We start from the raw sequence: 15,058 nt of genomic DNA on the forward strand, positions 1-15,058 counted from the left end.
TAAAATTGATTTTATTATTTTTGTGCCTTACTCAAAGCTTATGGTAAAAAAAAATGTGCAAACACAAGATGATTTAGTGATACAGCAGGAATTTGATGCCCTGCTGCAAGACTACCTGAATACGAATCATCGACGTAAAGTAGAGATTATAACAAAGGCTTTCACTTTGGCCAACGAAGCCCACAAAGGAGCACGCCGCCGTTCGGGAGAACCATATATTCTCCACCCGATAGCGGTAGCACGTATTGTTTGCGGCGAGATTGGCCTTGGTTCCACCTCTATTTGTGCAGCCCTGCTTCACGATGTGGTAGAAGACACAGAATATACTGTAGAAGACATACAAGCCCTCTTTGGCGAGAAAATAGCAAAGATTGTAGACGGGCTGACAAAAATATCCGGAGGTATGTTTGGCGAAAGAGCTTCGTCGGCACAAGCCGAAAATTTCAGGAAGCTACTGCTCACCATGTCCGACGACATCAGGGTCATTCTGGTAAAAATAGCCGACCGCCTGCATAATATGCGCACACTAGGATCGATGCCGGCAGCCAAACAATATAAGATAGCCGGGGAAACCATGTACATATACGCTCCTCTGGCACATAGGCTCGGACTGTTTGCCATTAAAACAGAACTGGAAGAACTTAGTTTCAGATGGGAAAACCCCAGTGTTTACGAAGACATAAAGCTGAAGTTGCAAGCATCGCACCGGGAGCGGGCCAGTGTATATAAACACTTTGCACAGCCTGTAATAGAGAAGCTTGATGAATTGGGGTTCAAATATGAAATCAGGGCAAGAGAGAAATCAATATTCTCCATTTGGAACAAGATGCAGGCCAAAGACATACCTTTCGACGAGGTATATGACATTTTTGCTGTCCGCATCATCTTCGAAAACGAACCCGGAATAGATGAGAAAAAACGCTGCTGGGATATATATTCCGTAATAACAGATATATACAAATTGCGTCCCGACAGGATACGCGACTGGGTTAGCCGCCCAAAAGCAAACGGCTACCAGGCACTACACCTCACGGTAATGGGGCCCGACGGACAATGGATAGAAATACAAATCCGCAGCCGCAGGATGGACGACATTGCCGAAAAAGGATTTGCCGCACACTGGAAATATAAGGAAGGCAAAATAGAAGAAGATACCGAACTTGACAAATGGCTCAAGACAATCAAGGAAATACTTGAAAATCCAAGTCCAAACGCTCTCGATTTCCTCGATACGATAAAGCTCAACTTATATTCGCAGGAGATATTCGTATTCACACCAAAAGGAGAACTCCGCACACTAGCACAAGGTGCTACTGCACTCGACTTTGCATACGACCTCCATTCCGATATCGGCGACCATTGCATAGGGGCTAAAGTAAATCATAAGCTCGTTCCTTTGAGCGAAAAGCTTAATAGTGGAGACCAGGTAGAAATACTAACCTCAAAATCCCAATACCCCAAAGCCGAATGGCTAAGCCTGGTAACAACAGCCAAGGCAAGGACTAAAATTGAATATGCACTCAGGAAACGGAAACGCGAAGTAGCAAAACAAGGCGAGGAGCTACTAACCAAAGGCTTTATGGAAGCAACCATCGACCTTACTCCCGAAGTGCTCCAGCAAATGATGGTATATTACCAGAAAGACACCAAAGAAGACCTTTTCTATGCCATTGGCAACCACGATATAATCCTCCCTCCTAAATTAGAAAAACTGCTGGCTCTGAACAAGCAAGGACAATCCAACCTCTTGGTCAGGTATATGAAGCGGGCGTTCAATGTGGTCAAGAAAGGCGACAAAGGAAAAGAAGAGATACCGGAAGAACTGGAAAAAATAAATCCAAAAAAGACATATATACTCGAAGAAGACTCTTTCAACAGAAACTTTACCCTGGCCTCTTGTTGCAACCCGATTCCGGGCGATAAGGTATTCGGATGTATAAAAGAGAATAACGAGGTAGAAGTACACGATATACATTGTCGTGTAGGATTGAGGCTAAAAGCGAGTCATGGCGACAGGATTGTAAACCTTGAATGGGGCAGCTATACACAGTTTCCTTTCACTACTACGATTTTGGTAACCGGAATAGACCGGATGGGTATATTGAATGATATAACTAAGGTTATCACTGCCGGCTCACTCAACATAAGAAGCCTGAATATAGAATCGAAAGATGGTGTATTCGACGGAAAGATAACCGTCAATGTCCATGACGTGAACGATTTGCACACTTTGTGTTCCCGGATCACCAAGATAAAAGGGATAAAAGCAGTAAACCGGAAGCAAAGAGGGGGATAATACAAGAAGTGAAAAATGTTGTCTGTGGATTATCAACGGATAGCTGCTTCTGAAGCCCCCAAAAGCATAAACAACATATTTTAATATGATATTTAAACTTGCCTCCGAGAGGTTTATTACAGCATTATACGTTCTTTTCTTTTTATTTGGTTCTGGCTTCGTGGCCGTAGCTCAAGACAACGAAACATCAATCGCCAAAGACACAGTCGTTTTGCGGGAGGTGATAGTAGAACAGGATAAACAGCAAAAAATAACAGGAGCATTATCCGGCAAAATCACATTACATGCAGAAGGAGTGAAAAGCCTTCCGGCATTATTAGGAAATACCAATTTGCTAAAAATGCTCGAACTCACCCCCGGAGTACAAACCTCCGGCGATGCAAATTCGAACCTGTATATACGAGGAGGTGATGCCGGGCAAAACCTGTTGGTGTATAACGATGTCACAATTTATACTCCGGGACATCTATTGAGTTTCTTTCCCCTTTTCAATGCCGACCACCTGTCGTCGTTGGAGTTAGTAAAAAGCGGGGTGAATTCTCAGTATGGCGGTTTTTTAGGTTCGGCCATTCTTGTAAAGAGCAAGGAGGATATACCAAAAAAGTTATCGATAAAAGGGAATATTGCCCTGCTGTTCGTTGAGAATTATGCAGGGCAGTTCTTTTTTAGCCTACACTAATTGTAAATATTGTTAAAATTTGGAATGAGGGATAATTTCTATTATCTTTGCATCCGGAATGAAGGGAAAGAGGAGGCAGAGGCTTCCTCTTTTTCGTTCAATAAACGAACTAATATGATAGAAAAAAGCCTGATAGAAGATATTACAAACAATTTTTTACAGGAAACCTCTGATATGTTTCTTGTTGAAGTTTCCGTAAGGCCCGGAAATATAATTGTAGTAGAAATAGATAGCGACAACGGGGTAAGCATAGACGATTGCATCCTCCTTAGCCGCAAAATAGAATCGCAACTGGATAGGGAAGTCGAAGACTTCGAACTCGAAGTTGGATCGGCAGGAATAACCTCGCCTTTCAGGGTGCTTCGCCAATACCAAAAAAACGTAGGAAACGAAGTGGAAGTATTAACAAAAGGCGGGCAAAAACTGGCAGGTGTATTGAAAGATGTAGGCGACAACGGCTTTGTCATCACCATCACCAAAATGGTAAAACCGGAAGGTGCTAAGAGAAAAGTGGCCGTAGACGAAGATCTATCCTTCAACTTTGATGATGTAAAATATACAAAATACTTAATTAGATTTAAATAAAAAACCATGGCTAAAAAAGAAGTTATAAGTCTGATTGATACTTTCTCCGAATTTAAGGAGCTGAAGAATATTGATAGGATGACAATGATAAATGTGCTTGAGGACTCTTTCCGCAACGTTATAGCAAAGCTTTTCGGATCGAACGACAACTACGATGTGATTATCAATCCGGATAAAGGCGACCTCGAAATATGGCGCAACCGCACCATCGTAAACGATGACGAACTCGAAGACCCAAATACAGAAATATCGCTCACCGAAGCACACAAAATAGACGAAGATTTTGAAGTAGGCGAAGAAGTTACAGACGAAGTATTCTTCGAAGACTTCGGACGCCGCGCCATTTTGAACCTGCGCCAGACATTGACATCTAAGATTCTGGAACTGCAAAAAGAAGGACTATACAACCGATACAAAGACAAAATAGGCGAAATAGTATCAGGAGAGGTATATCAAATATGGAAAAAAGAAATCCTCCTGCTCGACGACGAAAAAGAAGAACTACTACTCCCTAAAACAGAACAAATCCCTAGCGACTTTTTCCGTAAAGGAGAACACGTACGTGCCGTTGTAGAAAGAGTAGATAACAAAAACAATAATCCGAAAATTATCTTGTCAAGAACCTCGCCTGTATTTCTGGAAAGGCTTCTCGAACTCGAAGTTCCGGAAATAAACGACGGGCTGATTACAATCAAAAATATAGCCCGCATACCGGGAGAAAGAGCTAAAGTTGCAGTAGAATCGTATGACGAGCGCATCGACCCCGTAGGAGCTTGTGTGGGTATGAAAGGTTCGCGTATTCACGGCATTGTGCGTGAGCTTCGCAACGAAAATATAGATATCATCAACTATACCTCCAACATGAATCTGTATATTCAGCGAGCACTCAGCCCGGCAAAGATTACTTCGGTGAAAATCAACGAAGAAGAAAAACGCGCAGAAGTACTGTTGCGTCCCGAAGAAGTATCACTGGCCATCGGTAAGGGCGGATTCAATATCAAATTGGCAAGCATGCTCACCGGATATACTATCGACGTGTACCGCGACATCGACGATTTCGACGAAGAAGATATCTACCTCGACGAGTTCCGCGACGAAATAGACGGATGGGTTATCGACCAATTGAAAAAAATCGGATGCGTTACAGCCAAGAACGTGCTGACAATGAATCGCGACGCAATAATAAAGGAAGCAGACTTAGAAGAAGACACAGTAGACGAAATATTGGGCATATTAAAAGCCGAATTTAGCGACGAAAGCGAAGCTTAATTTGTTTTTTGTCCGATTTCTTAATACTTTTGTACTCCGAGCAGCGGACGGGTGTCTTTACAACAAGGATTATTTAGAATCAACAGCTTCGGGGTTCACTGTTCAATTTAGAATTTTTAAAAGAATATATGTCTATACGATTAATAAGAATATCCAAGGATTTGAATGTAGGTATCAGCAGTCTTGTTGAACATCTGCAAAAAAAAGGATTTGATGTAGAATCCAATCCCAATACTAAAATTGACAGTGAGCAACAAGAGTTACTTATAAAGGAATTCGGAAACGCTGCCGATCTTCAGGCTTTCCACCATCGTCAAAAAGAACAGGCTCAAGCCAAAGAAGTTCAAAAGGTACAGGAAGTTCAGGCCGAAGCCGAAGAGGTGAAAGCTAATGCAGAGCCGGAAGAAATAAAGACCGAAGTACCGGAAGAAATAAAACCTCATTTCCAGATTGTTGACAAAATAGATCTGGATGCTTTGAATAAACCTAAAAAGACAGAGCAGGAAGAAGAAGTAGAAAAACCGGAACCGATTCAGATAGAAAAAACCATAGAAGAAGAGAAACCGGAGCCTGAAACTATCGAAGCACCTGTAGTAGAAAAAGAGCCGGAAGTTGTAGATAAAATAGAGGAACCACAAGCAACTCAAGAAGAAGTTGTTGTGAGCAAACCTGAAACTGCTGAAACTACTGACTCTCAACAAAAGGGCGAAAGCGAAGAAGGTGATGAAGTCTTCAGGCTTAATAAAGCTACATTGAAGTCGAATATTGTTGTTAAAGGAACGATTGATCTTAGCACGATAAATGATAAGACACGTCCGGCTAAGAAAACAAAAGCTGAAAAGCGAAAAGAACGCTTAGAAAAAGAACAACAAGACCAGAAAAAAGTAAAAGAGAATACTGTCCGCCTGCTAAAAAAGGAAACTGACGAAGAAGCCAAAAAGAAAAAGGCTAACGACGACAGCGACGATCCTGCAAAGAAAAAACGCAACCGCATCAAGAAAGGCAAGGTTGATATAGAAAAAGGAGCATCGACCAACAATAGCGGCGAAAAGGGAAGGCACAGCTTGCGCAAACCTGTTGTAAAACAAGCTGTAAGTGAAGAAGATGTGCAAAAGCAAATCAAAGAAACTCTTGCCCGGCTGACAGGAAAGAATAATAAGAGCAAAGGTGCCAAGTATAGGAAAGAGAAACGGGATGCCGTATCTCAACGCCATCAGGAGGAGCTGGAACAACAAGAACAAGAAAGCAGGACACTGAAAATAACAGAATTTGTTACAGCCAACGATTTGGCAAACATGATGAATGTTCCTGTAGTGAAAGTAATATCCACCTGTATGAGTATCGGTATCATGGTATCTATCAACCAGCGTCTCGATGCCGAAACAATAAACATTGTAGCCGAAGAATTTGGGTTTAAGACAGAATATGTCAGTGCCGAAGTTGTTGAAGCTATAAACGAAGAGGAAGACAGGCCTGAGGACTTGGAACCTCGCGCACCTATCGTGACTGTGATGGGACACGTAGACCACGGTAAAACATCATTGCTCGACAATATCCGCAAGACAAATGTAATTGCCGGAGAAGCCGGAGGTATTACCCAGCATATCGGCGCATACAACGTCAAACTGAAATCAGGCCGCCGTATCACTTTCCTTGATACACCAGGACACGAAGCGTTTACAGCGATGCGCGCCCGCGGTGCTAAGGTTACGGATATCGCAATTATCATAGTAGCTGCAGACGACAATGTGATGCCTCAAACAGTAGAAGCAATAAACCATGCTTCGGCTGCAGGCGTACCAATCGTTTTTGCGATTAATAAAATAGATAAACCGGGAGCAAATCCCGAAAAGATAAAAGAAACCCTAGCCGGAATGAATTATCTGGTAGAATCGTGGGGTGGAAAATACCAGTCTCAAGACATCTCAGCAAAACAAGGCCTAGGTGTTGATGAACTCTTAGAAAAGGTTCTGCTCGAAGCCGAGTTATTGGAACTGAAAGCCAATCCTAACAGAAGGGCATCGGGTTCGGTAATCGAATCATCGCTCGATAAAGGTAGAGGCTATCTTTCTACAGTGCTAGTAGAGAATGGTACGCTTAAGAAAGGTGATATACTGCTTGCAGGAACATACTTCGGACGTGTAAAGGCTATGTTCAACGAACGTAACCAGAATATAGAAGCTGCTGCACCTGCCGCACCTGCCCTGGTATTAGGATTGAATGGAGCGCCTCAGGCCGGAGATACATTCCACGTACTGGAAACAGAACAGGAAGCAAGGGAAATCGCAACCAAACGCGAGCAACTGCAACGCGAACAGGGTCTCCGTACGCAGAAAATACTTACCCTCGACGATATCGGCCGCCGTATAGCAATCGGAAACTTCCAGCAGCTTAACGTAATCGTAAAAGGAGACGTGGATGGTTCGGTAGAAGCACTTTCCGACTCTTTGATCCGCTTGTCGACGGAAGAAATACAAGTGAATGTTATCCATAAAGCCGTAGGTCAGATATCAGAATCTGATATAACACTAGCCGCTGCCTCGGATGCCATTATCATAGGCTTCCAGGTACGTCCATCCCAAGCCGCACGCCGCGCTGCTGAGAAAGATGGTGTGGAAGTAAGGCTTTATTCGATTATATACGATGCCATAGAAGACGTTAAATCGGCTATGGAGGGTATGCTTTCTCCTGAAATAAAAGAAGTACAAACCGGATACGTAGAAGTACGCGAAGTATTCAAGATTACCAAAGTGGGTACTGTTGCCGGATGTATGGTCAAAGAAGGAAAACTCAAGCGAGCCAACAAAATACGCCTTATCCGCGATGGTATTGTAATCTACTCGGGAGAACTGGGTTCACTTAAACGTTTCAAAGACGATGTGAAAGAAGTAGCCGCCGGTTACGAGTGTGGTTTGAACATACACAACTACAATGACATTAAGATTGGCGACGTAATTGAACCGTTCGAAGAGATTGAAGTGAAGAAAACATTGTAATATTCAAAATATTACTTATCTTTGTACTTATAACCTAAAGAAAACCAATTGATAGTTGTTGCCAAGCAATCTTGCCTTGAAATCGGTGGTACTAACCATGCCACCGAAACACACAACTATCAACAGGTTTCCTGAGGGTCTTTTTTATTTTCAGGTTCATCGAGTTGCCCATTTCTCATATGCAATTATATCATGATGAAAAAAACAATAATCTTACTCATACTAATCTCTGTTATATCAGTTGCCAGCAACTTGTATGGCCAGTCTTTACAGCAGATAGCTTATGTCAATTCAAATGAATTACTAGAAGCGATCCCCGAAAAAGTTACCGCATCCAATGTAATCAGCGACCTGAATAAAAAGTATAAAGAAGAACTACAGGTCATCCAAAACGACTATAATAAGAAATACTCCGATTTTATTTCTTATCAAACAACAATGGCCGACAATATACGCCTGCGCCGTATGCAGGAACTCTATGAACTCGAACGCCACATCAACGACTTTATGAAGGTGGCTCAGGAAGACATAGAGAATCAGGAAAGAATACTCATTGCACCATTGCGCCAACGTGTAAAAGAAGCCATACATATGGTAGGCATCGAGCAGGGATATGTCTGTATCTACGACCTAGCCAATCCTGCCCTAGCCTTCGTTACGCCGGACGCAACCGATGCAAACCCTCTGGTTAAGCATAAATTAGGCGTAAGATAAAGTTCATCCCAAGAAAGAACAGATGTTAAAACCCGGCCCCATTGGTGTATTCGATTCCGGATATGGAGGATTGACAATTCTATCGGAAATACAGGAACTATTGCCCCAATACGACTATTGCTATCTGGGCGATAATTCAAGGGCACCGTATGGAGACCGTTCATTCGATGTAGTATATCAATTTACCAAACAAGCTGTTTTAGCCTTATTCGACAGGGGATGCAACCTCGTAATACTGGCATGCAATACCGCATCGGCAAAGGCTCTGCGGACAATACAACAAAACGACCTCCCCCTGATCGACCCTCAAAAACGGGTTCTCGGAATAATCCGTCCTACGGCAGAAATTGTGGGCAACATGACCCAAAACCGGCATGTAGGCATCTTAGGCACTGTTGGCACTATACAATCGGAGTCATACCCCATCGAAATACATAAACTATTCCCTGATATCAAAGTCACAGGAGAAGCTTGCCCGATGTGGGCTCCCCTAGTCGAAAACCGGGAATACAACAATGCGGGGGCAGACTATTTCATCAAAAAGAATCTGGATAATATCCTTCTCAAAGATCCTCAGATAGATACACTTATACTTGGCTGCACACATTACCCGTTGCTTATCGACAAAATAAGGTATTATCTTTCCCCCCAAATAAATATCATATCGCAAGGAAAATATGTAGCCGAAAGCCTCAAAGACTATCTGAGCCGGCATCCCGAAATGGAGGCTATTTGTACGAAAGAGGAGGCAACAAGATATTTCACGACCGAAGCCGCCGACAAATTTTCCGGAGCTGCCAGTATCTTCCTCAATAAAGAGATTGATGTCGAACGGATTATCATTGATTGATTACTTTCACAATAGCTCACAGTCTGGTTTATCAAACATCTTTGTTAGTAAAAATCTGTATCAATAAATGCCAGTCACTCTTTTTGTCGTATATTTGCATTGTTAAAACAAAGAAGAAATATGAAAACTTTATTATTTCCCGCAATAGCTATCGTCCTTTGCCTGTCGGTCTTATATTCCTGTAAATCTGATAAAAAAGCGACAGAAGCAAATACCGTTGTGTACGATTCCATATCGGTAGCAAAGGTCTATCATCTTGATGGCGACTCTACGAAACCCTCGTGCTCGTTGAAAATCAAATACCTCTACCCTGCTCAATATGCAAATGCCGAGATACTTTCTAAGCTTCAGTCGGAGCTCAACTTTGCTCTTCTCGAAGAAGATAAATACGAAAAGTTATCGCCTGCCGATGCCGTCAACCAATATATGGACGACTATATCGAAAACTATAAAAACGATGCCAAAGAACAATTTCCCGACTGGGAAGAATCGGGCGACCCGAATGACTATTTCTCATACTACAAGACACTAGACACAAAGGTCTTTTTCGACAAGTCGGGTATCACTTCCTACCAAATCTCTGCGATGGATTATAAAGGAGGAGCAAATTCGTCGACCACATATAAGAATATAGTAATAGACCTCGCTGCCGGAAACACCCTTCATGAGCAGGATATATTCATTGCCGACTATCAGGAAACGTTGAACGTCTTGCTGAAGAAAAAGATCATGACCCAATATAAAGGGAAAAACTCCGAGGAGCTTATCGAAATAGGATTCTGGGGAATAGAAGACCTTTCTTCAAACAACAACTTCCTGGTAGACGACAAAGGAATCACTTATATATTCAATCCCGGAGAATCTTCGGTTCCCAGCTTAGGAGAAACAAGGGTACTCTTCGAGTATGAAGAGATACTCCATATCTTGAAAAAGGATTCACCCATAGCCGTATTCTTCTAAAAAAGCACTGATTATATGGATATTATCCTGAAATATTTTCCGAACATAACCGGGCAACAGAAAGAACAGTTCGCTGCCTTATACGACCTGTATTTCGACTGGAACTCGAAAATCAACGTCATATCGCGCAAGGATATCGAAAACCTCTATACACATCATGTATTGCACTCGCTAGGCATTGCCAAACTGATAACTTTTACTTCGGGCACAAAGATTATGGATGTAGGTACCGGAGGAGGTTTTCCGGGCATACCTTTAGCCATAATGTTTCCCGACTGTGAGTTTCTTCTGGTAGACAGTATCGGCAAAAAAATCAGGGTCGCGACAGAAGTGGCCGCTGCCATTGGCTTGAAAAATGTGCAATTTCGCCATTGCCGTGCAGAAGAAGAAAAAGGCAAGTTCGACTTTATTGTCAGCCGTGCAGTGATGCCCCTACCCGATCTGGTAAAAATAGTGAGAAAGAACGTGTCGAAAGAACAACATAATGCCCTTCCTAATGGTATTATCTGCCTGAAAGGTGGCAATCTTGATGGTGAGCTTCAGCCTTTCAAGAAAACAGCCGAAGCAGACGACCTTTCTATGTACTTCGACGAAGATTTCTTCAAGACAAAGAAGATTGTCTATGCTATGATTCAATGAAAAAATAACAAAAGTAACATTTCAACCTCTTTTTTATTGTTACTTTCTTGCTAAAAACTAATCGCTATCAGCCAATGGCTCTTCTTGTATAGATAAATATACAGCAGAATAATGCCAATCGTAAACATTTGTCTCTCGGCGAATGTTCTACCTCTATATTATAAACTAAAATACACAGGAATGAAACACTTCGCAATCATTTTTATATTCAGTTTAATTTCATTAGGTATGAACGGACAGGCAAAGACATTACACGATTTCAGAGTAAAAGATATAGATGGTAAAGAGTTCGATCTTTCCTCGCTTAAAGGCAAGAAGGTACTTGTAGTCAATGTAGCCTCTAAGTGCGGACTTACGCCTCAGTACACCAAGTTGCAGGAATTATATGAAAAGTATAAAGGCCACAATTTTGTAGTAATCGGATTCCCTGCCAACAATTTCAACGGACAGGAGCCCGGAACTAATGAAGAAATAAAAACGTTCTGCGCCCTCAACTACGACGTCACCTTCCCTATGATGACTAAGATAGATGTCACAGGTAAAAACAAAGCACCTATCTACAAATGGCTTACAGAGAAAAGCCTAAACGGGAGAATGGATGCGGAAGTGCAATGGAATTTCCAGAAATTTATGGTAGATGCCGATGGACATCTTGCCGATTTTGCCCCTCCGCGCGAAGATCCGTTTAGCGAGAGGATAGTAAAATGGATAGAAGAATAAATTAACGTGAGTTCGACATAATAGCATCTAGATATCAATCAGTTATGGGTTTCCTTTGTAAACTTTGTGTTCCTTGTGGTTAAATCTTATTTTTTTTACCACAAAGGACACAAAGGAAAAGCACGAAGGGCACGGAGTTTTAAAGATAAAAGGTTATTATCCTAAAAAACCATTACCTTTGCAGGTATGGAAGATACTTTCAAGACAATAACCAATATATCGAAAGCTACCTATACCGAAAAGCGGAGCAAATTCATTGCTTACGCCATCCCTATACAATCTGTAGAGGAGGTAAAAACAGAAGTTGACAAGCTGCGCAAAGAGTATTACGACTCGCGCCATGTATGCTGGGCATATATGCTTGGTGCCGACCGCAAGGAGTTTCGCTCCAACGACGACGGCGAACCTTCGGGCACTGCCGGAAAGCCCATTCTGGGGCAAATAAATTCGAATGAACTGACTAATATACTTGTGGCCGTAGTTCGTTATTTCGGCGGCATCAAGCTGGGTACAAGCGGCTTGATAGTAGCATACCGCGAAGCTGCAGCTGAAGCTATTGCTGAGGCCGAAATAGTAGAAAAAACCGTAGATATGCAAGTATCGTTTGGCTTCGAATACCCATTTATGAATGATGTGATGAAGATTGTAAAAGATATAGAACCTGCCATTATAGGGCAGAGTTACGATATGGATTGCTCAATGACTTTGGAAATACGCAAAGCACGCTTCGAGGAATTAAAAAACAGGCTCTCGAAAGTGGAGAGCCTGCATTTTATCGATTGATTCGTTTTTATGTATCTTTTATCGTCTATCGCGCGCCGAGTAGGTAGCCCCCGAAGAACGTGAAGAACCCGACGATTTTGACGCTTTCGATTTCTTGGCTTTAGGAGTCTTAGTCTTCGACTTAGCTGCCTGATGTTGCTTTATCTCCATCGCCTTTATCGAATCGTTTATCACCCAAAGACTTTTGTCGAACTGATTCAACTCTCCTTCTATTTTCTCCTGTGCAGCTTTCAGCGCTTCCGGATCAGGATATTTCTGGCTCAGGAATTTATTCTCCATATTGGTAGTCTTGAATATCTCACCTTCGTATAAGCGAAGGCGGAAATAGTCGTCGATCGTATTATTCAATACGTTATTGAGATCGGAAATCATAATCGGCATACGTGCCACATAAGGACGAATATCCTCGTAATTGATCCAAAACTGAGGTTCGCGCAATCCTGCTCCCGGTGTATCCATATCCAGTCCATCAAGAAAATCCTGACGGAACAATACCGGACAGATAGCTATCGTTTTTACCCCCACCACAGAATTGCTTTGGTCGAAATACCAAGCCTCTTTTACATAATAGCCCAAAGCCTCGTTGCTAGGTATGCTGTATTCATCATACGCAAAAGCATTGCCGTTTACCTGATAAGGTATTTCGAGACGGCGCAATACATTGCCGAAATCCACTTTCATTTTATCGTTGAACAACGGTTCGCAGTTGTTCCAGTCGTAAGCCACCAGATTGCCATCTCCCATCAACTTGAAAATCATAGTATAGAGATTCATCTGTTTTTCGATAGGCTGCACCGGATAATATAATGCCGCATTCTTGCCTTTGGTGAGGTCGAGAAAACGATATACCTCCCTCTTCCATGTGGCATTAGACAAGTCTTGATTATTCTCAACATTTTTCATCTGTGCCCTGACCGACACTTTAGGCACTTTTATACCCGTATCTGTATTCTCGCCTTGTGCTTGTTGCTGTTTTTTTGCCAGCCTGTCGCGAAGCGAAGAACCTTGTTCCTGAGCGTATGCCTGTCCGACTGAGAGACAGCAGAAAATTATAACTAATATATAATATAATCTCTTCATTTCTTTATTTCCTCGATTTAGCAAAACCTACCTGTGTCCTCACACACCTGAACCCTATATACGAACGGGGTTGGTTCTGGAATTCGCCCTCGCGCAAGTCGCCGCGAATATTCCGTCCGGTATCTTTCCACGATCCGCCTTTCACTACCTTTTTCTTCACTGCATAAGGGTCTTCCTTGGCAGCATCGTACTTATATTCAGGATTCATATCGTTCATCAAGGCCGTACCCGATTCGGTATATGCAGTTGAAGTCCATTCCGAGACATTACCTGCAAGGTCGTAGATGCCAAAGCGGTTTGGATGATAGGCTGCCACCCGCGAAGGTATCAGGTTGCCATCTTTGGTATAATCGCCTTTGCCCGGCTTAAAGTTTGCCATAAAGCAAGCCTTCTCGTCCATCGTGCTGTCTTTGTCCCACGGATATTTGTTTTCGGTACGCCCGTTGCGTGCTGCGAACTCCCATTCGCCTTCGGTTGGCAGGCGAAACTCCTCTATCGGGCGTGCATTGCGTGGCTGCCCCATTCGGTAGAATTTGGTACGCCAGTAGCAAAATGCTGTAGCCTGTTCCCACGACACTCCGACTACAGGATAGTCGTTATAGCCCGGATGCGAGAAATACATACGCATATAAGGTTCGTTGAACGCGTTGTTGAAGTCGTTAACCCACACGGTAGTATCGGGGTATATATTCACAATCTTGGTGTGTACAAAGTCGAAGAGTGAACTCAGTGGACGCACAATCGTCTCGTTGACAGGCATGCCTTCCTCGTTGATATATGCAGTATCTTTCGATATCATCACCACCTGATTAGGATCGACTACGATATCCGTATTCAGTACACGCTCCTGCGGATTGAGCCTGTTGCGGCGCTTTGCTGCTTCGGTATGGTCGAACCATTCGTAGAAGAAGTTCATTTGATTCGGGTCTAAGCCCCTTTCTCCGGTTATAGGATGGATAGTGGTTACACTATAGATAGCCCTCTCCTCTTCTTCCAACGGGCGTTTGGGGATTGGTTTCTTCCAGTCAAGATGCGGCTTCACCGGATCGCCATAGCGGTCTTCGGTAATCTTGAAGGTTTCGTCGCCTCCGTATGCCGGATCGGCAAGACGTTCGCGGATAATGGAGTCGCGCACCCAATACACAAACTGCCGGTATTTGGAGTTTGTTATTTCGGTTTCGTCCATCCAGAAATTATCAATAGAAACTCCTTTCGGGTTGGCTTTTATATCCCACAACGAATCATTTTCGGCAGGCCCCATTTCTATCGAGCCCCTGGATACCAATACCATGCCATGCGGCGCAGGTTCGGCCCAAGACGAGCCTCTTTCTCCGACAACTTCTCCTCCTATACTGCCGCCACCTACCGACTTTCCGCAGGAAGCCAACAGTGTGAGTGAAGTTATCGCAACAAAAAACAATTGTTTCATATATAATGCTTAATCAGCTTTCGTTTTAGGTTATTGTAATTTTGCAAATAAATATATC

At 42.9% G+C, this 15,058-nt stretch carries 13 protein-coding genes; 11 read left to right on the forward strand and 2 right to left on the reverse strand.

The window, feature by feature from the left end; all coding sequences use genetic code 11:
* The first annotated feature begins 40 nt into the window (after nucleotides 1-40).
* From D0T57_RS08375 to D0T57_RS08425, 11 genes are all read left to right on the forward strand, one after another.
* Nucleotides 41-2,296 (forward strand): bifunctional (p)ppGpp synthetase/guanosine-3',5'-bis(diphosphate) 3'-pyrophosphohydrolase, encoded by a 2,256-nt coding sequence (locus tag D0T57_RS08375; RefSeq protein ID WP_163272781.1) that lies wholly within the window; start codon nucleotides 41-43, stop codon nucleotides 2,294-2,296.
* Between the two features lie 85 nt (nucleotides 2,297-2,381).
* On the forward strand, nucleotides 2,382-2,975 hold the full coding sequence (locus tag D0T57_RS08380; protein WP_163272783.1) for a Plug domain-containing protein: 594 nt from the start codon (nucleotides 2,382-2,384) through the stop codon (nucleotides 2,973-2,975).
* Between the two features lie 114 nt (nucleotides 2,976-3,089).
* A complete protein-coding gene (gene rimP, locus D0T57_RS08385) occupies nucleotides 3,090-3,560 on the forward strand; it encodes a ribosome assembly cofactor RimP (protein ID WP_163272785.1) in 471 nt (156 codons plus the stop codon).
* A 6-nt stretch (nucleotides 3,561-3,566) separates the two neighbouring features.
* Nucleotides 3,567-4,829 carry a transcription termination factor NusA gene (nusA, locus tag D0T57_RS08390; RefSeq protein WP_163272787.1) on the forward strand — a complete coding sequence of 421 codons (1,263 nt, stop codon included), beginning with the start codon at nucleotides 3,567-3,569 and terminating at the stop codon, nucleotides 4,827-4,829.
* 128 nt (nucleotides 4,830-4,957) lie between these two features.
* Nucleotides 4,958-7,825, forward strand: a complete 2,868-nt coding sequence (gene infB / locus D0T57_RS08395) for a translation initiation factor IF-2 (RefSeq protein ID WP_163272789.1) — start codon at nucleotides 4,958-4,960, stop codon at nucleotides 7,823-7,825.
* A gap of 192 nt (nucleotides 7,826-8,017) precedes the next feature.
* Nucleotides 8,018-8,539, forward strand: a complete 522-nt coding sequence (locus D0T57_RS08400; RefSeq protein WP_163272791.1) for an OmpH family outer membrane protein — start codon at nucleotides 8,018-8,020, stop codon at nucleotides 8,537-8,539.
* 22 nt (nucleotides 8,540-8,561) lie between these two features.
* Entirely contained in the window at nucleotides 8,562-9,389 is an 828-nt protein-coding gene (murI, locus tag D0T57_RS08405; protein WP_163272793.1) for a glutamate racemase, read from the forward strand.
* A gap of 120 nt (nucleotides 9,390-9,509) precedes the next feature.
* Nucleotides 9,510-10,349, forward strand: coding sequence for an RsiV family protein (locus D0T57_RS08410; protein WP_163272794.1), 840 nt, complete (start codon nucleotides 9,510-9,512; stop codon nucleotides 10,347-10,349).
* A 15-nt stretch (nucleotides 10,350-10,364) separates the two neighbouring features.
* A complete protein-coding gene (gene rsmG / locus D0T57_RS08415; RefSeq protein ID WP_163272796.1) occupies nucleotides 10,365-10,988 on the forward strand; it encodes a 16S rRNA (guanine(527)-N(7))-methyltransferase RsmG in 624 nt (207 codons plus the stop codon).
* 180 nt (nucleotides 10,989-11,168) lie between these two features.
* A complete protein-coding gene (locus D0T57_RS08420; protein ID WP_163272798.1) occupies nucleotides 11,169-11,708 on the forward strand; it encodes a glutathione peroxidase in 540 nt (179 codons plus the stop codon).
* Between the two features lie 186 nt (nucleotides 11,709-11,894).
* The gene (locus D0T57_RS08425) at nucleotides 11,895-12,491 is read left to right on the forward strand and encodes a YigZ family protein (RefSeq protein ID WP_163272800.1); all 597 of its coding nucleotides are present in this window, start codon (nucleotides 11,895-11,897) and stop codon (nucleotides 12,489-12,491) included.
* Between the two features lie 18 nt (nucleotides 12,492-12,509).
* On the opposite strand, the gene gldN is transcribed toward D0T57_RS08425, so the two are convergent.
* Together gldN and D0T57_RS08435 are read right to left on the reverse strand one after the other, a co-directional pair.
* Nucleotides 12,510-13,571 carry a gliding motility protein GldN gene (gldN, locus tag D0T57_RS08430; protein WP_163272802.1) on the reverse strand — a complete coding sequence of 354 codons (1,062 nt, stop codon included), beginning with the start codon at nucleotides 13,569-13,571 and terminating at the stop codon, nucleotides 12,510-12,512.
* A 4-nt stretch (nucleotides 13,572-13,575) separates the two neighbouring features.
* Nucleotides 13,576-15,000, reverse strand: a complete 1,425-nt coding sequence (locus tag D0T57_RS08435; protein WP_163272804.1) for an SUMF1/EgtB/PvdO family nonheme iron enzyme — start codon at nucleotides 14,998-15,000, stop codon at nucleotides 13,576-13,578.
* Nucleotides 15,001-15,058 lie beyond the last annotated feature (58 nt).

Source organism: Dysgonomonas sp. 511 (assembly GCF_010501105.1).
In the GTDB taxonomy this organism is placed as follows: domain Bacteria; phylum Bacteroidota; class Bacteroidia; order Bacteroidales; family Dysgonomonadaceae; genus Dysgonomonas.

Excerpts from the sequence above, each read along its gene's own strand:
- D0T57_RS08375 (WP_163272781.1), top strand. The coding sequence starts at position 41 with ATGGTAAAAAAAAATGTGCAAACACAAGATGATTTAGTGATACAGCAG.
- D0T57_RS08380 (WP_163272783.1), top strand. The coding sequence starts at position 2,382 with ATGATATTTAAACTTGCCTCCGAGAGGTTTATTACAGCATTATACGTT.
- rimP (WP_163272785.1), top strand. The coding sequence starts at position 3,090 with ATGATAGAAAAAAGCCTGATAGAAGATATTACAAACAATTTTTTACAG.
- nusA (WP_163272787.1), top strand. The coding sequence starts at position 3,567 with ATGGCTAAAAAAGAAGTTATAAGTCTGATTGATACTTTCTCCGAATTT.
- infB (WP_163272789.1), top strand. The coding sequence starts at position 4,958 with ATGTCTATACGATTAATAAGAATATCCAAGGATTTGAATGTAGGTATC.
- D0T57_RS08400 (WP_163272791.1), top strand. The coding sequence starts at position 8,018 with ATGATGAAAAAAACAATAATCTTACTCATACTAATCTCTGTTATATCA.
- murI (WP_163272793.1), top strand. The coding sequence starts at position 8,562 with ATGTTAAAACCCGGCCCCATTGGTGTATTCGATTCCGGATATGGAGGA.
- D0T57_RS08410 (WP_163272794.1), top strand. The coding sequence starts at position 9,510 with ATGAAAACTTTATTATTTCCCGCAATAGCTATCGTCCTTTGCCTGTCG.
- rsmG (WP_163272796.1), top strand. The coding sequence starts at position 10,365 with ATGGATATTATCCTGAAATATTTTCCGAACATAACCGGGCAACAGAAA.
- D0T57_RS08420 (WP_163272798.1), top strand. The coding sequence starts at position 11,169 with ATGAAACACTTCGCAATCATTTTTATATTCAGTTTAATTTCATTAGGT.
- D0T57_RS08425 (WP_163272800.1), top strand. The coding sequence starts at position 11,895 with ATGGAAGATACTTTCAAGACAATAACCAATATATCGAAAGCTACCTAT.
- gldN (WP_163272802.1), bottom strand. The coding sequence starts at position 13,571 with ATGAAGAGATTATATTATATATTAGTTATAATTTTCTGCTGTCTCTCA.
- D0T57_RS08435 (WP_163272804.1), bottom strand. The coding sequence starts at position 15,000 with ATGAAACAATTGTTTTTTGTTGCGATAACTTCACTCACACTGTTGGCT.